18 protein-coding genes and 3 riboswitches are annotated in these 23,824 nt (G+C 66.8%); of the genes, 6 read left to right on the top strand and 12 right to left on the bottom strand.

Annotated elements, in window-relative coordinates:
* Window positions 1-6 precede the first annotated feature (6 nt).
* Both STHE_RS17245 and STHE_RS18355 read left to right on the top strand, forming a co-directional pair.
* Window positions 7-1,902 (top strand): DUF4012 domain-containing protein, encoded by a 1,896-nt coding sequence (locus STHE_RS17245; protein WP_012873888.1) that lies wholly within the window; start codon window positions 7-9, stop codon window positions 1,900-1,902.
* A 166-nt stretch (window positions 1,903-2,068) separates the two neighbouring features.
* A complete protein-coding gene (locus STHE_RS18355; RefSeq protein WP_217155941.1) occupies window positions 2,069-3,469 on the top strand; it encodes a CBS domain-containing protein in 1,401 nt (466 codons plus the stop codon).
* A 94-nt stretch (window positions 3,470-3,563) separates the two neighbouring features.
* Here STHE_RS18355 and STHE_RS17235 read toward each other — a convergent pair whose 3' ends face one another.
* Both STHE_RS17235 and STHE_RS17230 read right to left on the bottom strand, forming a co-directional pair.
* Window positions 3,564-4,256, bottom strand: coding sequence for a phosphoribosyltransferase (locus STHE_RS17235; protein WP_012873886.1), 693 nt, complete (start codon window positions 4,254-4,256; stop codon window positions 3,564-3,566).
* 104 nt (window positions 4,257-4,360) lie between these two features.
* Window positions 4,361-5,158: a tyrosine-protein phosphatase gene (locus STHE_RS17230; RefSeq protein WP_148220151.1), complete on the bottom strand. Its 798-nt coding sequence runs from the start codon at window positions 5,156-5,158 to the stop codon at window positions 4,361-4,363.
* A 174-nt stretch (window positions 5,159-5,332) separates the two neighbouring features.
* Window positions 5,333-5,410, top strand: a riboswitch (cyclic di-GMP riboswitch).
* A gap of 411 nt (window positions 5,411-5,821) precedes the next feature.
* Here STHE_RS17230 and STHE_RS17220 point away from each other — a divergent pair.
* A complete protein-coding gene (locus tag STHE_RS17220) occupies window positions 5,822-6,922 on the top strand; it encodes a right-handed parallel beta-helix repeat-containing protein (RefSeq protein WP_041400513.1) in 1,101 nt (366 codons plus the stop codon).
* A 42-nt stretch (window positions 6,923-6,964) separates the two neighbouring features.
* On the opposite strand, the gene STHE_RS17215 is transcribed toward STHE_RS17220, so the two are convergent.
* From STHE_RS17215 to STHE_RS17170, 10 genes are all read right to left on the bottom strand, one after another.
* Entirely contained in the window at window positions 6,965-8,158 is a 1,194-nt protein-coding gene (locus STHE_RS17215; protein ID WP_012873883.1) for a glycosyltransferase, read from the bottom strand.
* Window positions 8,146-9,588, bottom strand: a complete 1,443-nt coding sequence (locus tag STHE_RS17210) for an O-antigen ligase family protein (RefSeq protein WP_012873882.1) — start codon at window positions 9,586-9,588, stop codon at window positions 8,146-8,148. The genes STHE_RS17215 and STHE_RS17210 overlap by 13 nt, the downstream gene beginning before the upstream one ends.
* Before the next feature lie 42 nt (window positions 9,589-9,630).
* A complete protein-coding gene (locus tag STHE_RS18350) occupies window positions 9,631-10,719 on the bottom strand; it encodes a glycosyltransferase family 2 protein (RefSeq protein ID WP_012873881.1) in 1,089 nt (362 codons plus the stop codon).
* Between the two features lie 193 nt (window positions 10,720-10,912).
* Window positions 10,913-12,310, bottom strand: coding sequence for an oligosaccharide flippase family protein (locus STHE_RS17200; RefSeq protein WP_012873879.1), 1,398 nt, complete (start codon window positions 12,308-12,310; stop codon window positions 10,913-10,915).
* A 42-nt stretch (window positions 12,311-12,352) separates the two neighbouring features.
* On the bottom strand, window positions 12,353-13,678 hold the full coding sequence (locus STHE_RS17195) for a protein kinase family protein (protein ID WP_148220150.1): 1,326 nt from the start codon (window positions 13,676-13,678) through the stop codon (window positions 12,353-12,355).
* 29 nt (window positions 13,679-13,707) lie between these two features.
* Window positions 13,708-14,514 (bottom strand): polysaccharide deacetylase family protein, encoded by an 807-nt coding sequence (locus STHE_RS17190; protein WP_012873877.1) that lies wholly within the window; start codon window positions 14,512-14,514, stop codon window positions 13,708-13,710.
* Between the two features lie 13 nt (window positions 14,515-14,527).
* Complete coding sequence (locus STHE_RS17185; RefSeq protein WP_012873876.1) at window positions 14,528-15,517, bottom strand: NAD-dependent epimerase/dehydratase family protein; 990 nt, start codon at window positions 15,515-15,517, stop codon at window positions 14,528-14,530.
* On the bottom strand, window positions 15,517-16,365 hold the full coding sequence (locus tag STHE_RS17180; RefSeq protein ID WP_012873875.1) for a WecB/TagA/CpsF family glycosyltransferase: 849 nt from the start codon (window positions 16,363-16,365) through the stop codon (window positions 15,517-15,519). The genes STHE_RS17185 and STHE_RS17180 overlap by 1 nt, the downstream gene beginning before the upstream one ends.
* Window positions 16,365-17,096 carry a sugar transferase gene (locus STHE_RS17175; protein ID WP_012873874.1) on the bottom strand — a complete coding sequence of 244 codons (732 nt, stop codon included), beginning with the start codon at window positions 17,094-17,096 and terminating at the stop codon, window positions 16,365-16,367. Before STHE_RS17175 ends, STHE_RS17180 begins: the two co-directional genes overlap by 1 nt.
* 170 nt (window positions 17,097-17,266) lie before the next feature.
* A riboswitch (cyclic di-GMP riboswitch) is annotated at window positions 17,267-17,350 on the bottom strand.
* A gap of 81 nt (window positions 17,351-17,431) precedes the next feature.
* A riboswitch (cyclic di-GMP riboswitch) is annotated at window positions 17,432-17,516 on the bottom strand.
* Between the two features lie 137 nt (window positions 17,517-17,653).
* Entirely contained in the window at window positions 17,654-18,442 is a 789-nt protein-coding gene (locus STHE_RS17170; protein ID WP_012873873.1) for an SDR family oxidoreductase, read from the bottom strand.
* Between the two features lie 307 nt (window positions 18,443-18,749).
* Between STHE_RS17170 and STHE_RS17165 the strand changes: the two genes are divergently transcribed.
* From STHE_RS17165 to casB, 3 genes are read left to right on the top strand one after another with little or no spacing between them, the layout of a single operon-like run.
* Window positions 18,750-21,560 (top strand): CRISPR-associated helicase/endonuclease Cas3, encoded by a 2,811-nt coding sequence (locus tag STHE_RS17165; RefSeq protein ID WP_012873872.1) that lies wholly within the window; start codon window positions 18,750-18,752, stop codon window positions 21,558-21,560.
* Window positions 21,561-21,571: 11 nt separating this feature from the next.
* Window positions 21,572-23,239, top strand: a complete 1,668-nt coding sequence (gene casA / locus STHE_RS17160) for a type I-E CRISPR-associated protein Cse1/CasA (protein ID WP_012873871.1) — start codon at window positions 21,572-21,574, stop codon at window positions 23,237-23,239.
* The gene (gene casB, locus STHE_RS17155) at window positions 23,223-23,795 is read left to right on the top strand and encodes a type I-E CRISPR-associated protein Cse2/CasB (protein WP_012873870.1); all 573 of its coding nucleotides are present in this window, start codon (window positions 23,223-23,225) and stop codon (window positions 23,793-23,795) included. Before casA ends, casB begins: the two co-directional genes overlap by 17 nt.
* The last annotated feature ends 29 nt before the right edge of the window (window positions 23,796-23,824 follow it).

Here is a 23,824-nt window from a genome sequence, read left to right as displayed (position 1 = left end):
GCGCTGATGCACGACGTGGACGACCCGACCGGCCGCCAGGCAGCGACTCCGATCTTCGTCGCCTTACGCCCACCCACTCCGACCACCACCGCCAGGCGTCGCCGCTGGCCTTTCGTCGTCAGCGGCGTGCTCCTCATCATCCTCCTCTTGGGCGGGCTGGCCGGCCTGCGGGCGCGCGCGGCGCTGGCCGCCTACCGGGACGTTCGCGCCGGCGTGGAAGCGTTAGAGGCGCTGCAGGCCACCGATCTGTCCAGCATGCGGGAGGACGACCTCCTCACGATTGAGGGCAGCCTGGCACAGCTCCGGCACGACCTCAACCGGTTGGACACGGCCGTCACCCCGCCCGTCGGCGCCGGGCTGGTCGAACGCCTCCCGGTGATCGGGCCACGCTACGCCGCTGGCAAGGACCTGATCCGTATCGTCGACAACCTGACCAGCGCGGGGATCACCGCCGCCGCTATCGGCCGGGAGACACTTGCCGCCTTCCATGCCACCGGGATCAGCCGTTCGCCAGACGAGACCGGCCCGACCTGGCTCGACATGCTGATGAGCCACCAGGGGGACCTGGAGGTCATCATCGCCCAGGTCGAGGAGGCGCGCCGCATCCGAGCCAACATCGACGAAGAGGCGCTACCGGCGTCGGCTCGCGCACGCCTGCCTGCACTCGACCGCGCGTTCGACGCGATCGACCCGCTGCGGCTCGTGAACGACGACCTGCCGGTGTTCGCGGCAGCGCTGGGGGCCGAGGAACCGGCACGCTACCTGTTCCTCTTCCAGAACACGAACGAGCTGCGATTGAGCGGCGGATTCCCGGGCACGGTCGCGCTGGTCACGTTCGACCGTGGCCAGCTCGCATCGTACGAGTTCCACGATGTCTACGAACTCCAGCGCGCGTATGAGGCCGGGCGGACCGAGCCGGTCACGCCGCCCTTGCCGGTCGCGCGCCACTTCGGCCATGAAGAACTGCCGATCCAGGATGCGACCTGGGTGACCGATTTCGCCGAAGGCGCAGCGCAGATGGTCGAGATGTACCCCGCCACCGGCTGGCCCGCGATCAAGGGCGTCGTGGCGGTCACCCCCGACGTCGTCAGCGACATCCTGGCACTCACGGGCCCGGTGACTGTGGAGGTCGACGGTGAGCCACGCCGGATCGACGCCGACAACGTTCATGACGAAATCGAGCGGCAGCGGTACGTGCACGGTGGTGATGAGACCGCCCCGTCGCACAAGGCGGTTCTGGCCCTCGTCGGCCGGGTGCTCATCGAGCGGCTATCCACGGCTGACCGCGCGCTTCTGCTCGACCTGATCCGGACGATGCGCACCGCCGCCGACGAGCGCGACCTCCAGGTCTACGCCGTCAACCCCCGGCTGCAAGCCATCGCGGACGAGCATCGCTGGAGCGGGCGGCTGCTCCCACAGCCGGGAGTGCCCACCCTGGCGCTGAATGCGGCCAGCCTCGTCACCACCAAGGCCAGCCGCGCCGTGCACCCGCGCGTGACCCTGACGATCGAGCCGCCCGTCAATGGGCAACGCGTCGTGACCCTCGCCGCCGACTTCGTCCACACCGGCGACCCGACGGCCGATCTCTACTACGCGGGATATCAGCGCTGGTGGGTCGAAGTGACGCTGCCCGAGGGGAGTTCCCGGCTCGACAGCAGTCATGAGCCGCAGCCGGACCCCGACGCCCCCAACGGCGGTAGCTACGATCTGGAAATCCTTGCCGGCGAGACCACCCAGTTCGCCATGCGCTTCACTATGCCCGACTCGCCCCAGCTCCTCATCCGTCGCCAGCCGGGGATCATCCCGGTCGAGCTCACCGTCGCAACGCCGGGTTGCCAGGCGCCGTTCACTACCACGCTCACCGCCGACCTGACACTCGTCCTCACCACTCTCTGCCGCTGACGCAAACTCCGTCGCCGGTCCAGGAGAACACGCGTCGCGCGGCGTTCTCGCTGGCCGGGAACCGGGTATGCTGGGTCCGCACCGCCGAACGCCACAACGGCGATGCGATCGGTTGGCGAGGAGAATGCGATCGCTGCCGCACGGTGGTTGAATGAGAAAGGATGACATGATGACCCAGACGGTCGTCGTACCCCTGCTTCCGCCAGACGTCGACGAAGATCGCCTCTCCGAGCGAGCGCTGCCGGTCGCGACGGCGCTGGCGGAACGGGTGGGAGCGAACATGCTCCTCCTCTCGCTCGTCGAGGTCTCTCCGGATCTCGAGGCCCGACCCGAGACGCCAGCGGTCGCGCGCGAGGTTGAGCAAGTCGTCGAGGAACGGCAGGTGTACCTGGAGCAGGTCGCAGCGACGATCACGCGCGTGCCGGTGGACACGGCGGTCGGCGTCGGTGATCCGTCCGACGAATTGCTCAGCCTGCTCGATCGGCTGCCGGACCCGCTGCTCGTCATGGCAACCGAACGCCGTCCGGCACTGCTCCGGATTCTCCACGGCGGCCCAACGCGCGCCGTGCTCCAGTCCGCGCCATGTCCCGTCTTACTGGTGCGCGAGCCGGTCCCGGACGACTGGACGCCGTCGTCCGTCGTCGTCCCCCTGGACGGATCGGCCTTCGGCGAAATGGCACTCGACGCGGTGCGGGCGGTCCTCGGTGACGAGGATCTCACCATCCACCTGGTGCACGTGCTCGACTACATCACGGGGGCCGACCACGCCACGAGCACTCGCGTCCTGAACCAGTATCTGCAGCAGGTTGCCAGCCGGTTGCCATCTGAGACGGCGACCGTGGATTGGGAGGTCCGCTTCGGGTCCGTCGCGAGCGAGATCATCGAGGCGGCCCAGGAGCGCGGTGCCCGGCTCATTGCCATGGCCACGCACAGCCGCAGCGGCGCCGAGCGCCTGTTGCTCGGCTCGGATGCCGAGCGGGTGGTGAACCGGGCGCCCATGCCGGTGCTGCTGGTCCGACCGGAGTTGCACGACCTCGCCCGCCTGGAGGAGGAACGGGTGGCCGAGCAGGCCCGTCGCCGTGCCATAGCCCGGGCGATCCGGCAGGTGCCCATCCGCGACATCCTGACCAGCCCGGTGGTGACGGTCCGCGAAGATGACACGCTCGACGCGGTAGCGAAGACGATGCTGGAGCACCAGATTGGCTGCGCGCCGGTGGTCGACCAGAACGGCCACCTGGTCGGGATCATCACCGAGTCCGATTTCCTGCGCGGCTCGATCCCGTTCTGGATCTACGAAGCGTCGGAAATCCTCTCCCGCGCCATACCTGCGCCGGAGGTGGAGCACCTCTTCGAAACCGGACGGAAGCTAACCGCCAGTGCCGTCATGACGCAGCCGGTGGTCACGGCTGCGCCGGAGGACTCGGTCGGAAGTATCGCGGACCAGATGCGCCGGCACGGTATCCATCGCATCCCGGTGGTACAGGATGGGGTTCCAGTCGGCATCGTGACCCGGCGTGATCTGCTGAAGTTGCTTCTTCTGGAGGAATCCCCGGTAGACCCGGATTGAGGCCGCAAACCGGGGTCGGTAGCGGCGCGGACGATCGGGCCACTGGGTAAGAACGGGGGCGTGGCCGAGGTATCGCGTGCAGGTGGTTGCGCTCCTACGCGCCCGGGTCGGCGTCCGGTGGGTGCTCAGCGCGCGGCTCCTGCCAGTTGGCGGCGTCGCGGAGCAGGTCGCGCACTTCGTCGTCGGACGTCGGCGTGAAGTCCTCGTACCAGAGGCCCACGGCGTGGAACACGTCGGGGGTAGCGTAGCAGACGATCTCGTCGACGTGTGGCTCGAGGGCACGGCAGGTCTCCGACGAGGCAACCGGCACCGCGACGACGATCCGAGCCGGCTCCCGCTGGCGGAGCGCCGCGACCGCGGCACGCATCGTCGCCCCCGTCGCCAGCCCGTCGTCGACCAGGATCACCGTGCGCCCGCGCACGTCGGCCGGGGGCCGATCGCCGCGGTAGGCACGCTCCCGCTGCCGCAGCACGGCGTGCTCCCGCGCGGCAACAACGTCGATGACGCTCTGGGAGATGGCGAGGTCGGCGATCACCTGGCGATTGAGCACCCGCGTCCCGCCGCTGGCGATCGCGCCCATCGCCAACTCCTCGTGCCCCGGCACACCCAGCTTGCGCACGACCAGGACATCCAGGGGCACACCGAGCGCGCGAGCCACCTCGTATCCGACCGGAACACCCCCGCGCGGCAGCGCCAGCACCAGGACATCCGGCCGTCCGGCATAGTGCGCCAGCCGCGTCGCCAGCCTCCGGCCCGCGTCGGTGCGGTTCTCAAAGCGCGTGTCCATCGGCTCCTCCAAGACCCGCTGCTGTGGGGTGTGCCACCGGGCGCGACCACGCCCGTCCACACCAAATGGGTCGCAAGTGCCCGGCCACTCCCCTCACCTCGCGGCTATCGGAAGAGCCAGCGGAACCGGCGACGACGTCGCGGAGGCTCGGGCTGGGGCGGGGTAACCGGCGCGCCACGCAGCACATCCACCGCCGCCTGCGCCATCCAGGTCGCGTATTCCTCCCCGGCGACAGCCGCCGCGCGTTCCAGCGCCGCCCGCACGCGTGGGGGGCGTGAATCCGACCGGTGCGCATCGCTGGCGATCAGGTGCGCCGCGCGTGAGCGGATCAACTCCTCTGCGGCCCACTGCGCCTTCCGCCCGTTGCGCCCGAACAGCGAGTCGGCGTTCACCTGCACCAGCACTCCGCGCTCGACGAGCGGGAGCACTCGGCCCGGATCTCGCTGCACCGCCGGGTAGCGCTCCGCATGCGCCAGGATCGGCCAGAGCCCGACCACCTGGCAGGAGTAGATCGCCTCCAGCAGGAAGGGCGGCCAGTCGCCCCAGAGCGACAGCTCCAGCAACAGGTACGGGGTGTCCGCGAGCGTCACCAGCCGCCCATCCGCCGCCCGAGCGGGCAGGTCGGCCGCGATCCGCACCTCACTCCCCGGAACGACGCGGATACGCAGTCCGGCGTCGGCTGCCAGCCGGTTCAACTCCGCCACGCCGTCCAGGATCTGCTGCGGGGTCACGGAGTCGGCGTGAGGCGTGGCGGCGATGGTCGCGATGCCGTCCTCCTCCGCCACGCGCAGCATCCGCAGCGCCTCATCCACATCACGGGCCCCGTCGTCCACCCCCGGCAGCACGTGGCTGTGGAGATCGACCAGCCTGGCGTGCGCCGTCGGCTCTTCGGATGTCGTCACGTGTACCCCCACTCCCGCTCCACTCCATGATCGCACCGCCCACCTGGCGCCCCCACTAACCATGGTACCGGCGCGGCCAGGGCCAAAAGCACCGCGGAGCCTAGCCAGATCGGAAGTCCGCGTTGGCCCCATTGGGTCCTGCCCTCGATTCTACCTACCGCCTAACCTGAGCACAGCTGAAAAGGGCAAACCCGTCGCGAGGCGGGGGCGCAAAGCCATGGACCTCCACCCGGAGGCCGCCAGGCTGCCAGCACTCAAGACAGCAGCGGGTCCGAGTGCGGTATTCCGCCCCCTCCTCCCGGGACGCCAAATCGGTGGCACAGGGATTGGGAGTGGAGCGGAAATATGAAGGATCACAGAAACGGACCCGAGCGGTCTACGCGGCGCGATTTCCTAAAATTGGTGGTCGGCGGCGCAGTGAGCCTGCCGGCCGTGGCCTGGGCGGTCTTACCGGACTCCGTGGGCGCCAACGAGCGCCTGAGCATCAGCAACCTGAGATTGACCCCGCAACCCCGCAAGACCCCAACGCCGACGAAGGTGATGAAGCCCACTCCTACCCCGAAGCCATCCAAGACGAAGGCAACGCCGACTCCGACTCCAACCCCGACACCGACGCCGGCACCGGAATCAGCACCCCCGCCAGCAGCGGCGCAGGATGGCCCGGTGGTGAACGTTCGAGACTACGGTGCCAAGGGCGACGGCGTCGCCGATGACTCGCGCGCGATCCAGCGGGCGATCGAGGCAGCGGCCGCGATCCCCGATGCGGTCGTTTCGATCCCAGCGGGTACCTACTTCATCTCACGAGGACTCTACATCAGCCGCCCCGTCCGGATCGTCGGGGCGGGAATGGATCAGGCGATCCTGCTCGCCCGATCCGAGATCCGCATGGTCGGCATTGAGAACACCTCGGGCGTGGAGATTGCCGGGCTGACCCTGCAGGGCATGGGCACCCACGGCAAGTACGGACCAGCGATCGAACTGGTCGACGCGGGTGGTGTGACGATCCGGGAGTGCCGGCTGCGCGACATCCCCGAGACAGCCGTCAGCCTCTGGCATGTGAGCGACGTGACGATCAGCGGCTGCCATTTCATCGGAACCCGCTACTCAGGCGTCCGCCTGCAACACCCGGGGGCGGGGAACGTCAACCGGAACGTGACCATCCGGGCGTGCACCTTCGAGCAGATCAACACCTCCATGACCAGCGGCAACGCGCCCGTGCAGTGCCACGGCGGGGAGCCTGACGCTCGGCATGAGTACGTGACGGTGGAGGGGAACCTCATCACGACGAGCGGCGTCGGCATCGGCCTGGATGACGTCGACTACGGGGTGGTGCTCAACAACCGCATCACCGGCGCCGGCCTGGGCTATGAGGGCATCGCCTTCTGCGGCTCACACAACGTCGTTAGCGGCAACCAGATCAACAACTACGGCGCAGCGGGCATCCTCCTCTGGGGCGTGGCTTACCGCCCGATCGCAAACAACACCATCAGCGGCAATACCTGCTGGGACAACTCCCAGGGAATCGCGATCGTGTGCGGTCAAGACGGCACGGTGATCGACGGGTTGCAGGTCGTTGAGAATCGCTGCTTCGCCTCGTCGCCCGCGAGCCGCCAGCAATACGGCGTGCAGAACTACATCGACGGGACGACCAACTTCACCTGGCGGAATGTGGTGATCGCCAACAACGACCTGCGCGGGAACACGCGCGGCCCCATCAGTCTGGTACCACCGGCCCAGGCGACGATCTACGGCAACCTGGGCTAGGATCACAACGCATAGCGTGGCCAGCGGCGACCGGCCGCTGGCCTACGCATGTGAGCGGCGGGACTCCTCCAGCGCCGCCTGGTAGATCGCCATCAACTGGTCGTGGTTCCGAGCGCCGGTGTATTTCGCCTCGTAGGTGCAGCGCGCCGCCCGCCCCATCTCCGCAGTGGCCTCCGTGTGCTGGGATACCCAGTCCACCTTCGCCGCGAGATCGGCAGCGCTGCCGACCGTGAAGTGCAACCCGGTCACCCCATCCTCGATGATCTCAGCGGCGGCCCCCAGCCGACTCGCAATCACTGGAAGACCGGACGCCAGAGCCTCGACCAGAATCATCGGGAAGCCCTCGTACCACACCGACGGGAAGATCAAAGCCCGCGCGTGGCGCATCTGCTCGAGGACCGCCGCCCGATCCAACCGCCCCAGGTAGCGAATGCTGGGCGACGCCTGCGCTGCCGCTTCGACCTGCGGCGCCAGCGGGCCGTCGCCGACGATGTGGAGCGGCTCACGCCGCCCGTGCTCCGTCCAGGCGCGCAGGAGCGTCTCCACGCCCTTTTCGGCCGCGAGCCGACCGGCATAGAGGTAATACTCTCCCGGGGAGGACCGTTCCCCCAAGTCCAACTCCACGAAGTTCGGCTTGATCACGATCCGGTCCTCGGGCAAGCCGCCGGCAACGAACTGGTCCCGCGCGACCTGGCTGAGCACAATGTAGCGATCGACGAGGTTCCGCCAGGTGCCACCCAGTCGATGGGCACCTACCATCGCTGCGACGGGGGCCGTCTGCGCCCGTGACCCGCGATAGCATCCGTGGAGCACACCGGGCCACGGCACCACTCGCCCGACGCAGTCCTGGCAGACACGGCCGTCACGGTAGAGCAGCGAGCCCGGGCAGATCAGCCGGTAGTTGTGGAGCGTCTGCACCACTGCCAAGCGCTCGGCTCGCGCCGCGTAGTAGGCCGCCGGTGACACTAGCGGGAACATGTTGTGAAAGTGGACCACCTCCGGCCGGTGCTCCCGGATCATCGCGCGGACCCGCGCTGCCCCCTTTCGGGACCAGACGGTGCCGAGCGCGAGGCGAGCGGCATCGAGCGGCGCGGGCCGCTCGGGGATTTCCCGGTTGTCGAAGATGAGCTCGGTGACGGTGTGGCCGTAGCTCCGCAGCAGCTCGACCTCCGCGGCGAATACCACATCCTCGCCGCCAGCCTGCTGATAGCGGTTGTGGACCGCTAGGACGCGCACGATTCCCTCGTCACCAGCGAAGGCGGGGCTGCCCCAGGGGCAACTCCGGAGGCGGGGCCATCCTCAAGACCGGGCGGACCCAGCGTCGATCCGGTGGGAGCAGGGTCCTTGTGCTGATCGCGCTCCATTACGCCGAACGAGGCACCGACGAGGATACCGGCCGGAGCCATGACGAAGACATAGACCATCGTGTTGTCCGTGACCATCGCCGCCGCCACCGCCGCGAGCGCCAGGAACGCGGCCAGATGAACGCCGGCGGCCGCGTCCCGCTGCGGGTCGGACCGGCTCCACGCCGACGAGGTTACCCAGAGGAGCACAAGGTATCCCACGAGCCAGATGGCCAGGCCGATCAGGCCGTAGTCGTGCAGGATACGCAGGTAGTCGTTGTGCGGATGCCCCAACCCCGGGAAGTACGCCTCGATCAGCGGCTGCGCCGAACCCGACCCATTGCCAATCAGAGGCGACTTCCGCCATGACGCCAGGGTGATCTCCCAGAAGGCAGTGCGCCCCATCGCGTTGATGGCAATCCCGCCCACCTTCAGCGACAGATCGCCTTCGAAGAAGCGCGCGCGAAGCGGTTCGACGCGCGACACGATGGTGTACAGCAGCCCGACCGCTCCGACGCCGAGCACGCCAGCCTGGAACCAGCCACGGACGGATTGCAGGCGCATATGGGACGCAGGGAAGAGCAAGACCCCAACGACGAACGCCGTGCGCGACAGGCTGATACCGATCAGGCCCACTATCGCCAAAGCGGCCCAGAAGGCGCGGCGATCTCCCGAACGCCAGCGGCCGAGTTGCCAGGCGAGGGCGACGAGTGCGAAGAGGGCGAAACTCCGCGCCTGGATTCCGAAGCCGGCCGGCATTACACCCAGGTGGTAGCTCAGCACCTGAAGGACGACGGCAATCACCGTCGCCGCCGTCATCACTCTACCCAGCGTGTCGATGAACTCCGGGGAGCGCCGCGTCTCGTTGGCCGTCAGGACGATCAACCCGAGGAACGCCACGATCACCAGGAGGTTCTGGACACCCTCCACCGACGGCCGGTACCAGAGCACCATCGAGACCCCCGCCCAGAACAGGAACAGCGCGAATGGAAGGAGAGCGCGCCGCAGGCGGGCAGGCAACTCCGCGCGGAGCAGCCAGACAAACCAGCTCCCGATGGCATACAGGATGGTCGTGACTCCCATGGCCGAGAGGGGGCCGATGCGAAACGGGGTGAGCAGATCCACCAGCCCGCTCATCAGGAGGATCGCCAGGACCAGCGACCGCGAGAGCATCAACAGCACCGCGAGCGAAGCGGCTGCAAGGGCCATGACGGCCAGGAGCGGCACAGCCGCCGCCACGAGCGCCGCGACGAGGCTCAGCACAGCAGCGGCCGCCAGGATGATCGGCGCTACCCAGCGGTGGATCGCGTCACTGGCCCTCATGTGACCCAACTCTGTATCCCTCTCCATAAACCGAGGGCCACGTCATGATGTTGCCGCAGTCCGCGGCACAAGCTGCGTTCCAAACCGCCGGAAGACCCGGCGCGTCCACCAATTCGGAAAGGCGAAAGCGAGCATGATCGCTGCCCCCTGGCGTGCGGCAAGCCGCGGGTGCGGACGGAGTAGATCGACCACAGATCGGATGCCGTCCGCCAGCAACCGCCACCGTTCCCCGCTCCAGATCGAATGGCCCGTCAATGCCGTTGCCACGAGCCGGTGTTTGTAGACGGTCGAAGAGTAGAATCTCCGACCGGTGCGCTGCGTCCAGATCTCCGCGAGCGCTTCCGAGATGGTCGCATCCCGCTCGATCCGCCGGGCGATCGCGTCAGGCTGCGCGAACTCCTGCCCTGCGTGTTGCCGGTACAGACCGAGGGACTCGTCCAGCGTATAGCCCCAGATCCCCTCGATCGCGAACATCGACATGAGATAGAGGTCCGCGCAGGTCCGCCAGATCCCATCCTCGTGGGGAATCGGGAAGGCGCGCTCGCCCGCGCTCCGGCGGAACGATAACCCGCACACGCCCACCTTGACCATCCGCTCCAGGTGGAGGTGCGGATCGGGGGGAACCAGCCCTGTCTCCAACCGGTCGGGGAACGTGTACCCCAGCGGCTTCAGTACCTCGTCGGTGATCGTGAGCTTATGCCCGACCCAGCCCACCTCAGGGTGTCGCTGGAAAATGTCGACCACGCGCGCGACCTTGTCCCGGTCCCACACGTCGTCTGAGTCCAGCAGCGTGATGATGTCGCCCCGGCAGGCGGCGAAGCCCGCGTTGAACGCGGAGCACTGCCCGCCGTTCTCCTTGAACACCGGCACGACCCGGTCCCCGTACCGCGCGATGACGTCCCGCGAGTTGTCGGTCGAGCCGTCGTCGACCACAACCACCTCGATGTTCGGGTACGTCTGCGCCAGGGCACTGTCGATCGCTTCCGCGATCAGGTGGCCATAGTTGTAGTTGTCGATGATGATCGACACCAACGGCGCGACCACCTCCGGACCCGTGCGCGCTGCCGCGTTCTGCTCTCCTTTATGATTCGGACGCGGGACGGAAGACCGGTGATCGACTGCCATCGTCATCGCGCCGCTCCCCATATGCTCCACAATGTCGCGATCGGCAATGTACCGAACCGTACGGACTTGCTGTCGAGGAGCCCTAAGTCACCAATCCAGCATGCGACATGCCGTGGTGCCACCAGGATGGCCAGAACCCATCCAAGATATCGTGCGTCGTTGTAGTTGTTGTTGACGATACGGACGAGCGGAAGCAGCATCACGTCAGTCTCCAGGTGCGGACGTACCCCAGGTACTGCGCGATCATCTGCCGCTGGTGCGGCAGCAGAGCTACCACGATCAGGGGCAACCAGAACAGCAGGCGCGCACCCGGCTCGAAGTGCAGGGCAAACAGCGGAGGTATCATCGCGACCAGCCACGGCATAACTTCCCGATAGGAGAACGCGAAAAGGCGCGAGATACGGAAGTGCAAGACAGCATAGCCGCCCAACGCCAGCACCTCACTCAGTCCATACCCGATGAACCCCACGCGTGGCACCATGATCCAGGCCCCGAGTACGAAAAGGACCACGTGGACGAGATAACAAAGGGTCACGTCCCCATTTCGTCCCAGCGCGTAGAGTGCGGATGCCTGCACGTTGAACACCGTGTTGACGAGCATGCCCAGCGCGATGAACGGGTAGACTTCCAGGGCTGGCTCCCACCGCGCACCAAAGAGGAGTGGGACCAACGGAGTGGCGACAAGTGAGAACCCGCAGAGGAAGGGCCCGACCGCCAGCACCTGCATAGTCATTGCCTCTTCCACCCCGCGGCGAAGGCGGGAGTAATCGTCCTGAACCTTTGCCAGAACGGCAATTGATACCCGCCCGGAAACCTCTCGGAAAAACGAGAGAACTTCGCCGAATCGGATCGCGAGGGCGACGTACCCGACGCCCTCGGGTCCGAAGAAGTGTCCAACGACGAGCGGATTGATCAGGTCCCGGAGTCTCCGCACCCCTACCGACGTCGTTTGCCCCACCCCGAAACGGAGCATCTCGGCGACAAGGACTCTCGACCAGGTAGGACGTGGGCGCAGCCCCGACGCGCGATAGACCCATACCAAGAGGAGAACCTGCCATGTCACGTGGCCTGCCACCGGGCTCCACACGCCAGCGCCGAGTGCTGCCAGGGGCAAGGACACGGTGTAGTGCGCGATCTGCCCCGCAAGCTCGATGAGCGCCACGGCGCGATAATTAAGGTCACGCTCAAGCTTGGCCAGTGCAGGCATAGTCACGAGAGCGATCGGAGAAACCGCCGCCATGACCTGCAATGGCGGCACAAAGTCGGGACTCAGCAAGCGTCCCGCGAAAAGCGGTGGGAGGGCTACGCCCCCGAGAGCCAGGGCCAACCCGGAGAGCAGCAACAGGGTGGTGGCCTGGTTATACATGTGCTGATCAGGCGGCTCCGGACAACGAATCAGGAATACGTTGATACCGAGGCGTCCGATCAGGGTCAGGACCGACACAATCCCGAGGGAGCCCGCATAGAGACCGTAGCTCGCAGGACCGATGAGTCGGGTGAGCAGGAGGACCCCACCCAGGCTGATGAACAGGCTGATCCCTTGCCGCACGGCAAGATACGCCCCACCTCGTAGTGCTTGTTCGCGTAGGCTAGTCATCCTGCCGTTGCACCTCACCTAATGTCGAGAGCCAGGACCGGCTTATAGCGAGGTGGCCATCGCAAGCTCGCGAGCAATCTGCGTCACCCACGTCACCTCGGGATCGCTGAAGCTACGCCCCAGATCAATGCTGCGAAAGATGTTCGCGAGCAGAGCCAAGACCGCGAGCGCTCGGATCACGTCGCGGCTCAACCCATTCGGTTCACCGTGGCCGCGCATGACCGAGTCGATCAGCCGTACCGATACTTCTGCCGGCGTGTCACGGTTCCGAGGAATGGAAGCAAGGCGATAGGTAACCGCATCCACCATCGGCAGACCGTCGAGTACGGCGTTCTCCCAATCGAATGCCGAGATTGACCCATCTACCCGCCGCACGTTACACGGCGCGAAGTCACCGTGCGTGATCGTGACAGGCAAGGACACTCCAGCGAGCGTCGCCATAGCCGAATCAAAGATCGATGCGAGGGGCGGTAGATCGGCGACGCGCTCGGTCAAGGTACGGACGAGCGCTGTCTCGCTGACCGGTTTGCGATTGTGGTCTTGGAGGCTCGCCAAGAAGCGCCAGTGCGCCGAGGACAACTCAGGACCCACCAAAGCCCCCTCCACCGGCGTCTGGAAGAGAGCGAAGGTGCCATCGACCTCACCTGCGCTCAGCAACCGCGGCCCGGACCATCGCTCGCCGAAGCGCGCGGTCAGCGTCTTCAACGCCGCCGCTTCATTCTCCAGCCACTGCTGCGTGATACGCGAGGAAGCGAACTTCCCGAAAGCCAGCACCTCCCCAGCAAGGTTCACCGCCATCACGCGTAGGCCGCGGGCTGTATCCGGCCATGCCAGATCCCCGGTCGAGAGCGTGAGCCGCAGGGCCGACTCTGGGAACAGGGATTGGATCGTTTGCTCAATCGGAGGAACGGCCCGCTGAGCAATGGTGATCGTGTCGCGGTACCACACCGGAAGACCAAGCCGAGCGGCGGCACGGACCGCGTTGAACTTAACGTGTCCCACCCGATTGGTCGGGGTATGGATACGAAAGCCTGCCGACGCCGCTGCCCGTGAATCGAGCGGGACAAACCAACGCGGTTTCGCGAGGCTCGGAACGACCGCGAGGCGTCTCACATAGGTGAATCCAGCCTCTTGCAAGTCGCGCGCGGAGATCCCCCGGCAGTTAACCGCGACGAGTCCGTACCGGTCCTCCAGGCGCGGAAGCCGACCGCTGGACGAGCCCCAGACAATCTGGACATCGCGCCCGTTTGGTTCTCGCTGCTCTAGGAGCGAACGAAACACCGGGGTCAAGCGATCGTCGTCGCTATGGAACGCCGCATCGGCGGGAAATAGATAAGCCCACGTGAGCGCAGCGGCATACGCTCTCATGCGAGTAGCACTTTCACTCCTGGCCGTCATCACGAGACTCGCCCGGTTCGGTACGAGTCATCGGTCCGCTGCGCCCGAGCTGCGCTGGCCCGTGGCGGAGCGTAATCCCCTGCACGGGCCAGCAGTTCGCCAACCGAACAGACCTCCATACCCGCCGATTTCGCTGTCTCCAAGATGCGCGGCAGCGCCGCGAGGGTCCGTCGCCACGAGCCTGGGGCACTGTATCGATCGTCGTCGTGGAGCAAGATGATGTCTCCCGGATCGGGCACCCCAACCCCCGCCGCGATCGACTCAGGAGTCGCGCTGGCTTCCCAGTCCCACCCCTGGCGCTGCCAGTACACACGGTGCCAGCCGCGACGCCCGGATTCGATGAATGTCGCGAGGTTGAACATGCCGTGTGGCGGGCGGTAGAGCGTGATGGGTCGCCCCGTGGCGTCCTCGATCGTCGCCTGCGCGCGATCCAGGTCCTGGACGGCCTCCCACGGTGGACGGTGGAGGTAGTTGCGGTGGTGGTAACAGTGCAGGCCCACCTCATGCCCCGCGTCGATGATGTCCCGGACGCGGCCTGGTGCCGCCTTCACCTGTTCACCGACGACAAAGAACGTCGCCCGAGCGTTGTACCGATCCAAGGTTGTGAGAAAGTCATCCAGCGCTTCGCCGGGTCCGTCGTCGAACGTAAGCGCCACCGCACCGTGGATGGGGATCCGCCGTATGAGCGGGAACATGCGGCGACCGTACCACTTGCGACCCAGATTGGGGGCGGCGTGAGCCCCCGCCAGGACCAAGCCGCTCAACGCCAATGCCCCACCAGTGACGAACAGTCGTCGTACGATCACCGCCGTGTCCCTCCTACACCGCCACCAGCCGGCGCTGGCCGTGCCGCGTCGGGGCGACCTGCCGGGCGATCCACTGGTAGGTAACCGCCAGGCCCTCCTCTAGCGAGATCTGCGGCTCCCAGCCGAGCACCTGGCGCAGCCGGGTGTTGTCACTGTTGCGCCCGCGGACACCCTGCGGCTTCGTGAGCTCGTGCCGCTTCACGATCCGCTTCCCGGCGATATCGGCGATGATGTCAACCAGTTCGTTGATCGTCACTAGCCGGTCAGTCCCAAGATTCAGCGGGTGGCGGTAGTCCGACCGCATCAGCCGGTAGATCCCCTCGACGCAGTCGTCGACGTACATGAAGGAGCGGGTCTGCTCACCATCGCCCCAGATCTCGATCTCGTCGCCGTCCTCGGCCAAGGCGATCTTGCGGCAGAGCGCCGCCGGGGCCTTCTCCTTGCCCCCCTCGTAGGTGCCGAGCGGACCGTAGACGTTGTGGAACCGCACCACGCGGGTCTCCATGCCGTAGTCCTCGGCGTAGTACTGGCAGAGCTTTTCGGTGAAGAGCTTCTCCCAGCCGTAGCCCTCCTCCGGCGCCGCCGGGTAGGCGTCCTCCTCACGCAGCGGCGTGACGTCGGGATCGTCCTGCCGGTAGTCCGGGTAGACGCAGGCCGAGGACGAGAAGAGGAACCGCTGCACCCCGTTGATCCGGCTCGCCTCCAGCATGTGGGTGTTGATCAGGATGTCGTTGTGCGCGATACTGGCGTGGTTCCCGGTGATATAGCCGATGCCACCCATGTCGGCCGCCAGGTGGTAGACCTCGTCCACGCCGCTGGTGGCGATCAGGCAGTTGTCGAACCGGCGCAGGTCGAGCAGTTGGAAGTCGTGCGCCAGCGACGACTCGAACTCGGGGTACTTGATGTCGACACCGCGAACCCAATACCCCTTGGCGACCAGGTAACGGACCAGATGATGACCGATGAAACCACCAGCGCCGGTGACCAGAACACGCGTTGCCATTAGTGAGCCTCCCATTGAGTCCGGCCCTTGAGTACCTGGGCCGCGAACAAGACCACAAACCGCGGATTGTTGTAGAGGTAGCGTCGCCAGAGTCGCCGGGGCTCGGTCGCCAGCCGGAAGAGCCACTCCAGCCCCAGCGACTGGATCAGGTCCGGCGCCTGCCGCTTGGCGCCGGCGAGGAAGTCGAAGGCGGCTCCGACACCCAGCATGACCGCGTCGATCCGGCCCCGCCGCGCCGCCATCCACTGCTCCTGCTTGGGGCACCCCAGGCCGACGAAGAGGATGCGCGCGCCGGAGGCACGAATCTCCTCGATCTCCCGCGCCTCCTCCTCGGCCGTCAGGGGACGGAACGGCGGGCTATGGCGGTAGACGACCTGCAGGCCCGGGTAGCGCGCCGTGAGGTTGGCGATCATGCGGTCCAGCACCTCCGGCGTGCCGCCGTAAAAGCCGACCGGCACCCCCTCACGCGCCGCATGCTCGCACACCACCGGCGTCAGGTCCGGGCCGTACACCCGGGTGGCCGAGGGGATTCCCAGCAGCTTGAGCCCCCACACCAGCGGCATGCCGTCCGGCGTGACCAGATCGGCCGCATTGACGATCCGCTGGAACTCGGCGCGGTCGTGCCCCTCCATGACCATGTGCACGGTGGAGACACAGACGTAGCGCGACTCCCCAGCCTTGGCCCAGGTGATGACCTGCTCGGCCGCAGCGTCGTACGACGTGGCATCGACGCGCATCCCGAGGATGCGGCGGCTGCGGTTGGCCGGGAGCGGGAGAGGCGCCCCCGCAACGGCCTGCGAGCCGGTCCCGATCTTGACTGCGGTCGCTTCGTGACGAACCTGCTGCATCAGAACGCTCCCTCCCGGCGCAGAACGGCGACGACAGTCTTGGCCAGGATCAGCAGGTCAAAGCGGAAAGAAGGGTTCTCGATGTAGTAGAGGTCGTCCTCGGTGTGCTCGTACATCAGCTTCTTCCCGCGCCCGGTCACCTGCCACCAGCCGGTGATGCCCTGCGGCACCAGGAAGCGGCGGTACTGCCACGGCTCGTAGTGGGCCTCGACGATCTCCGGCAGCTCCGGCCGTGGCCCGACTAGGCTCATCTCGCCGCGCAGCACGTTGATGAGCTGCGGCAGCTCGTCCAGGCTGGTGCGGCGCAGCAGCCGGCCCACCCGCGTGACCCGCGCGTCGTCGGGGCGCTTGTGCGGCCCATCGCGCAGCAGGTCACAGCCGTTGACCATCGTGCGGAACTTCAGGATCTGGAACCGCCGGCCACCCTGCCCAACACGCTCCTGGCGAAAGATCGCCGGACCCGGGGAGTCCAGCCGGATCATCGCGGCGATCACCAGCATCAGCGGCGCGAGCAGCACCAGACCGAGGCTGGCAATCACGATGTCGAGCACCCGCTTAGCGATCCGGTAGCTCCGCGGGAATGCCTCCCACTCGGCCGACGGCGCGATGAGGGCGACCGTTTCCTCGATGTCGGAGGGCTGGTCGACCAGCGTATCCCAGGCAGCGGTCCCAGCCACCGCCAGGCGTAGCCGGTCCAGCCCGCGTGTACCACGCGCACGAACCTGCTCCACAATCACCCTCCCTGCCGGGCGCCCACGGGACCCACCGCTCCAGCCACCAGATCCCGCTCGGGATCGCCCTCCTCGACGTGTCGCTCTCACCGCGGGTAGGTTGCGATATCAACCAAATAGGGTAGATAACAGAAACTGACATACGCGCGACCAAACAAAAACCGGCCAGGGTCTTAGCCGGCCGGTTGCACCCCAGGCTCGGCGCGGGCGAGGTGCCCAAATTACAGCCCGCGCGTCATCGCCTCCGCGCTCACGCTCGTCTTCTGTTGTCTACGCCCGCTTCCGGACGCCCGCGGTGACGTTCCTCCCTGAACGCAAAAAACCGGCTCGACACCCAAAGGGTCGGCCGGTTGCACCTCAGACTCGGCGCAGGCGAGGTGCCCAGATTACAGCCTGCGCCTCAACGTCTCCGACGTTTCGTTTTCCCTCGCGAGCGTGGTACTAGGCTCTCATCGCTCGCGTACTTAATTCCTACCATACGCACCCACGACTTATCTAGATCCAAATGGCTATTGCACCAAGTACGATCGTACTTCCGACACCAACCAGACCCAAAGCTACCAGAGTGAGCGGATCATCCCGCCGTCCACCTGGAGCGTGGCCCCGGTGATGTAGCTGGCCCGCTCCGACGCCAGGAAGGCGACGGCATCGGCGAACTCCTCAGGCGTGCCGTAGCGGCCCATGGGGATCCGCGACGTCTCCCGCTGCTCGATCACTGCAACGTCGACCCCCTGCCGCTCGGCGTTGACCCGATCGAGTTGCGCCACCCGCGGGGTGGCGATGCGCCCCGGCACGATGGTGTTGACCCGGATGCCGTCCGGCGCCAACTCGTCCGCCAGGGTCTTGGCCAGCCCCGCGACTCCAGCCCGCATCACGTTCGACAGCAGCAGGTTCGGGATCGGCTGCTTGATCGAAGACGAGGTCATGGCGATGATCACACCGCCGCCCCGCGCCCGCATCGACGGGAGCGCCAGCCGGATCAGCCGCACCGCGCTCATCAGCGTCAGCTCAAATGCCGCCTGCCAGTCAGCATCGTTGAACTTGTCAAACGTCCCCGCCGGCGGCCCGCCGGCGTTGGTGATCAGCACATCGATCCCGCCGTAGCGATCAATCGCCGCCTGGACCAGCCGCTCCAGATCGGCCGGCTTGGTGACGTCGGCCGCCACCGCCAGCGCATCTCCGCCCGCGGCGCGGATCTCCCCCGCCACCTCATCGACCGCCGCTTGATTGCGGCTACTGACGACGACCTGCGCCCCCTCGCGCGCAAGCGCCAGCGCCACCGCCCGGCCCAATCCCGAGCTCGCCGCCGGCACCAGCGCAACCTTCCCGGTCAGCCCCAGATCCATCTCATGCCCCCTCTCCTGCAATCACTCCGCGCCAGTCGCTGCCCACGCGGAGCCATTATGACCGATCCGAAGCATCGGTGACGGGGCACTGTCCACGGCCACAGCCTGACAACCTCCCCGGAATATGAGCGCCATGTGCATAATCCTGCAGAACGGTATGATCTTCCCATCCTTTGCAGGTCGAGCAGCGGGAACAGGTCGATGCACGGGAACGACTGCCTTCCCGAGCGGCAGCTACGGTTGTAGTGTTACAGCTTATCGGCAAGCCAGTGGTGACTGTCGGCGGTGGGACGGAGGATGAACTGAGATGGGAGAGCAGCACAACCATCTCCTGTGGGCAAAACGGTCGCGGGTCCCGGGCGATCCCGCATATCACCCGCTGCTCTGCCACCTGCTCGACGTGGCTCTAGTGGCGCGGGTTATGTGGGACGATGTCCTCTCTCCGGCTGTCCGGCGGTATCTGGCGGCGGCATTCGGACTTTCGGAAACGGACGCAGGCCCGTGGATCGCCTTCCTAACGGGTCTCCACGACTTGGGGAAGGCGTCTCCGGCCTTCCAGCTCACATGGACCGCTGCCCACTCGCTCCTTCGCGACGCCGGTTTCCCCCTACCGCAGCGGCCACTCGACCCACGCGCGACCCCGCACGGGAGCGTTACTGCCGCTACCCTCCCGGAGATCTTGGTCGCTGAGTTCCAACTCGATAACCAACTGGCGCGGCGCCTCGGAACCGTCATCGGGGGCCACCACGGGATTTTCCCCCGGGCACATGATCTTTGCGACATGCCTACCGTCGCGGTGGGCCGCGGGCCCTGGAACACGGCCCGGGCGGCACTCGTGCGTGAGTTGGCCTCGCATATCGGCGTTCCGCGTGACGCGGTACCGCGCGGCATCGACAACCCGGCAGCGATGACGCTAGCGGGACTCGTGTCGGTTGCTGACTGGATCGGTTCCGACGATTTGATCTTCCCGTTCGCCGCGGCCGACGCCGCGGCCGCCTCTTCTCTCGATTTCAGGAACTACTACCGACAGGCCGAGGGGCAGGCGGCCCAGGCCATGGCGCGGCTCGCCTGGCTGAAATCCCGGGCCGGCGCCGAACCTCGCGCCTTCAGTGATCTGTTCCCGCACATCACACCGAACGCGCTCCAAGAGGCTGTCATTGAGCTGGCGCGAGACCTCCCCCACCCTTCGCTGGTCATTGTTGAGGCGCCGATGGGCGAAGGGAAGACTGAGGCAGCACTCTTCCTGGCCGATCACATGAACGCGGTGGGCGGCAATCGGGGCACCTACGTCGCCATGCCGACACAGGCCACCAGTAACCAGATGTTCGGACGCGTGCGCGACTACCTTATCCCGCGCTTCGACACGGAGACGGTCAACCTCCAGCTACTACACGGCCACGCCGCACTCAACGCCGAATTTGCCGCCCTGCGCCAGCGCACCGACGCGCTGCTGAGCCCACGCGAGGACGACGCCGATCAGGATCCCGAGATTGCCTCGGGAGTGGTCGCAGCCGAATGGTTCACCTACCGCAAGCGCGGCCTCCTCTCCCCCTTCGGGGTCGGAACGATCGACCAAGCGCTACTGGCAGTGCTCCAGACGCGACATGTCTTCGTACGCCTCTTCGGCCTGGCCGGCAAGACGGTGGTGATCGATGAGGTGCATGCCTACGACACGTATATGTCAACCTTGCTCGAGCGGCTGCTGGAGTGGCTCGCCGCCCTTGGCAGCCCGGTGATCCTGCTTTCGGCCACGCTCCCCGATGCCCGCCGCGCCACACTCGCCAGGGCCTACGCCGCCGGGTTAGACACACCATCATTGGAGCCACGCACGGATCCCTCCGCCGTGTACCCGCGCGTCACCTGGGTGACCCGGAACGGCATCAACAGTCGGCACGTGCCGGCTTCGGCCCGTACGACCCGCTCGGTCGGGATCGGGTGGGTCGATGGCCGACTCCCGGAGACACCCGAAGAGCCATTTCCCCTCGGCAAACAGCTCGAGGCCGCCCTGGAACCCGGCGGCTGCGCGGTGGTGGTCTGCAACACAGTCGGCCGCGCCCAGGCGGTGTACCAGGCCCTCAAGCGCTACTTCCAAGGCGTCGCTGACGACGGCGAGCCGGAGCTGGACCTCCTGCATGCACGGTTCCTCGTCGATGAGCGCCAGCACCGCGAGCAGCGTGCTCTTCGGCGCTTCGGCAAGCCCGGCGGTGTCGTCACCACCGAGGAAGGGACGATCCAGGTGAGGCGCCCGAAGCGAGCGGTACTTATCGCGACGCAAATCGTTGAGCAGAGCCTCGATCTCGACTTCGATCTGATGGTGACCGATCTGGCCCCGGCCGACCTCGTCCTCCAGCGCGCCGGTCGACTCCACCGTCACCGGCGTGATGCCCGCCCGCGCGGCCTGGAAGTGCCGCGCCTATGGATCTGTCGACCTGAGCACATCACCGAGGGCGTGCCGGTCTTCGACCACGGCACGACGGCGGTCTACGACGCCCACGCGCTGCTGCGTTCGTGGCTGGTACTGCGGGATCGTGACGCCATCGCAATCCCCGACGAGATCCCGGATCTCATCGAGGCGGTCTACGACGACCGCCCCTGCCCGGCCACCGAGCCCCCCACCGTCCGCGCGGCGTGGGAGGAGACACGGCAGCGTTATGAGGAGCTAGCCGAGAAGGACGCGGCCGAGGCTGCCGTCCGCTGGATCAAGCGGCCGGGAGCCGGCGGCTTCATCTGGCAGATGACCGCTAACGCCCGCGCCGAGGACGCTCCCGACTTCCACCAGGCACACCAGGCCCTGACGCGGCTCACCCCGCCGTCCGTCTCGGTCGTGTGCCTGTTCGACGTCGACGGGCGCTTGGCCCTCGACCCCGCCGGCCGAGAGGTGATCGATCTCTCGGAGCCACCGTCGCTGAATCTAACCCGGCGCCTGCTGGCCCGCTCGGTGACGCTCAGCGACCGGCGCGTCGTTCCGGAGTTGCTCACGACCGACCCACCGACCGCCTGGCGCGAGTCCGCCCTGCTGCGGCACCAGCGGCTCATCCTGCTTGATTCTTCGGGTCGTGCCTCGGTCGGGAAGTACGCGCTGCGCCTCGATCCGGAACTAGGACTGGTTGTGGAGTGAGAGGAGGTCGTATGACGGATGGCTTCAACCTGCTCGATTGCCCGTGGATCCCCTGCATGCGGGCCGCGGACGGTGCTTGGGAAGACCTAAGCCTGCGCGACGTCCTGGTCCGCGCACACGAGTTGCGCGAGATCGTCGATCCCTCGCCACTGGTGACGGTCAGCCTGCACCGCTTGCTGCTCGCGTTCCTGCACCGCGTCTTCGGCCCGGCCAGCATCGACGAGTGGGCGGCGTTGTGGGAGCGCGGTTCCTGGGATCCCGATCCGATCGACCGCTACTGCGAACGCTGGCGGAATCGCTTCAACCTATTCGATCCGACGTACCCCTTCTACCAAACGCCCGCGGTCGACGCATCCTACGCGAAGCCGGTGGCGGGGATCGTTCACGGGATGATGCTTGGCAACTACCTCACGTTGTTTGACCACAGCGTGGCAACCGATCCGCCTGCACTGTCACCCGCCCAGGCCGCCCGATACCTGGTCGCGTATCAGGCGTTCGACGTCGGCGGCATGATCTCCTATCAGAGTCGGCACGGTGAGGAAGCGAGCGTCGCTAAGTACACCAAGGCCGGCCCGCTGACCACCAGCGCGGTCGCGCTCGTCAAGGGTCGCAACCTGTTCCAAACGCTGATGCTCAACCTCCACGCCTACAACGGCGCCGATGGGCTTCCTTTCCACTTCACGGACGACAGCGCGGCCTGGGAGCGGGACGAGCACCCCACGCCTCGGGAGCGCCGCCCGAGCGGCTACGTCGATCTGCTGACCTGGCAGAGCCGGCGCGTGCGGCTCCTTCCTGAGTCTGCAGACGGGAACGCAGCCCCAGTCGTCCGCTATGCAGTCATCATGAAGGGCGAGCAGTTTCCCGACGGCTGGAATCCAGCCGACTACGAGCCAATGGTCGCCTTCCGCAAGAGTCTCAAGCCCAGGGACGGGGTGCCACCCTGGTTCCCCATTGGCTTCCAGGAGGATCGCGCCCTCTGGCGCGACAGCTTGGCATTGTTCCAATCGGTAAGCGGCCAGTCGGCCCGGCCGAAGATGCTCGACTGGGTCGCCGGTCTGGCCGCCGAAGGGCCGCTGGGATCCCGCGCTCGATTTGCCCTCGACCTGTACGGCATGGTGACCGACCAGGCCAACGTCACACTCTGGCGGCACGAGCGCCTGCCACTTCCCGCGCCGCTCCTGAACGACCGAGAACGGTACGAGCTGCTTCAAGAGGCGCTGGGGCTGGCCGAGCGGGTCAGCACCCTCCTGGTGAACGACGTTGTCACGGTTACCGGCGCGGATGGCAAGACCCGAAAGCTACCCAGCCCGTTGCGCGTCTTCGCTCAGACCCTGGCTGCGCCGGACGACGCTGTCACCCCTAGCCCGACAACGGTGAGGAGCATCGCCAAGTCGCTCGCACCCAGCGCCGTCTTTTGGTCGAGGCTGGCGGTGCCGTTCAGCCAACTAGTAAGCGACCTCGGCGGCGATATCGCCGGCGACCCGCTCGCGCGCTGGACCCGTGAGATCCAGCGCACAGCACAAGTCGCCTTCAGGGGCGTGATCCACAGCCTCGACTCCAGCGCTCGGGCACTGAAGGCGGCCGCCCGCGCCGAGCGTGCCTTCAACCGGCTGCTCCGGGAGATGCTCACTGGCTATTTGCCGGCACGAGAGGAGGAAACCGATGAGCCGGCCGCTTGACCGACATCGGCGCTTCATCGCGTCGCTGGAGGCACTCGCCGACCGCCAGGACCGCGGCGCGCTGGCCGCGCTCCGTCGCGGGCTGGGCAAGAAGCCCGGCGAGGTCGCCGACCTCTACCCCTACGTCCTCCCGTGGCTGCCAAGCACGGCATCGCCGCGGGAGGAGAACGCCTACGTCCTCGTCGCTGGGCTCTTTGCGCTGCATCCGCATAGCTGGCACCCACGTGACGATGAGGGGCGCAGCAACCTCGGTGCGTCCTTCGCCCGGCTGATGGCGTCGGACGGTAGCCCGAGCATCGAAAAGCGCTTCGTCGCGCTGCTCAACTGCCACCTCGACGACCTGCCGGCTCACTTGCGCTCCGCGGTCGGCCTGCTTAAGGCACACGAGATCCCCATAGACTGGGCGCAATTGCTCAGCGACATCCTGGGCTGGCACTGGGATACCCGCGCCGTGCAACGCGAGTGGGCACGCGCCTTCTGGGGTCAGTCCGCGGCCCAAGCAGGCGCCCCTGGTGCCGGCGATACGATCACCGATCAACCGCAGTCGGTTGCATAGTTGCATGAGTGAGGAAGGAGACGGTAACC

This window comes from Sphaerobacter thermophilus DSM 20745 (assembly GCF_000024985.1).
In the GTDB taxonomy this organism is placed as follows: domain Bacteria; phylum Chloroflexota; class Chloroflexia; order Thermomicrobiales; family Thermomicrobiaceae; genus Sphaerobacter; species Sphaerobacter thermophilus.
Note: the sequence above shows the minus strand (reverse complement) of the source record. Positions and strands in the feature narration are given on the sequence as shown.

Excerpts from the sequence above, each read along its gene's own strand:
- casB (WP_012873870.1), top strand. The coding sequence starts at position 23,223 with ATGAGCCGGCCGCTTGACCGACATCGGCGCTTCATCGCGTCGCTGGAG.
- STHE_RS17180 (WP_012873875.1), bottom strand. The coding sequence starts at position 16,365 with ATGCAGCAGGTTCGTCACGAAGCGACCGCAGTCAAGATCGGGACCGGC.
- STHE_RS17195 (WP_148220150.1), bottom strand. The coding sequence starts at position 13,678 with ATGAGAGCGTATGCCGCTGCGCTCACGTGGGCTTATCTATTTCCCGCC.
- STHE_RS17245 (WP_012873888.1), top strand. The coding sequence starts at position 7 with ATGCACGACGTGGACGACCCGACCGGCCGCCAGGCAGCGACTCCGATC.
- STHE_RS17235 (WP_012873886.1), bottom strand. The coding sequence starts at position 4,256 with ATGGACACGCGCTTTGAGAACCGCACCGACGCGGGCCGGAGGCTGGCG.
- STHE_RS18355 (WP_217155941.1), top strand. The coding sequence starts at position 2,069 with ATGATGACCCAGACGGTCGTCGTACCCCTGCTTCCGCCAGACGTCGAC.
- STHE_RS17170 (WP_012873873.1), bottom strand. The coding sequence starts at position 18,442 with ATGGATCTGGGGCTGACCGGGAAGGTTGCGCTGGTGCCGGCGGCGAGC.
- STHE_RS17200 (WP_012873879.1), bottom strand. The coding sequence starts at position 12,310 with ATGACTAGCCTACGCGAACAAGCACTACGAGGTGGGGCGTATCTTGCC.
- STHE_RS18350 (WP_012873881.1), bottom strand. The coding sequence starts at position 10,719 with ATGACGATGGCAGTCGATCACCGGTCTTCCGTCCCGCGTCCGAATCAT.
- STHE_RS17185 (WP_012873876.1), bottom strand. The coding sequence starts at position 15,517 with ATGGCAACGCGTGTTCTGGTCACCGGCGCTGGTGGTTTCATCGGTCAT.
- casA (WP_012873871.1), top strand. The coding sequence starts at position 21,572 with ATGACGGATGGCTTCAACCTGCTCGATTGCCCGTGGATCCCCTGCATG.
- STHE_RS17210 (WP_012873882.1), bottom strand. The coding sequence starts at position 9,588 with ATGAGGGCCAGTGACGCGATCCACCGCTGGGTAGCGCCGATCATCCTG.
- STHE_RS17165 (WP_012873872.1), top strand. The coding sequence starts at position 18,750 with ATGGGAGAGCAGCACAACCATCTCCTGTGGGCAAAACGGTCGCGGGTC.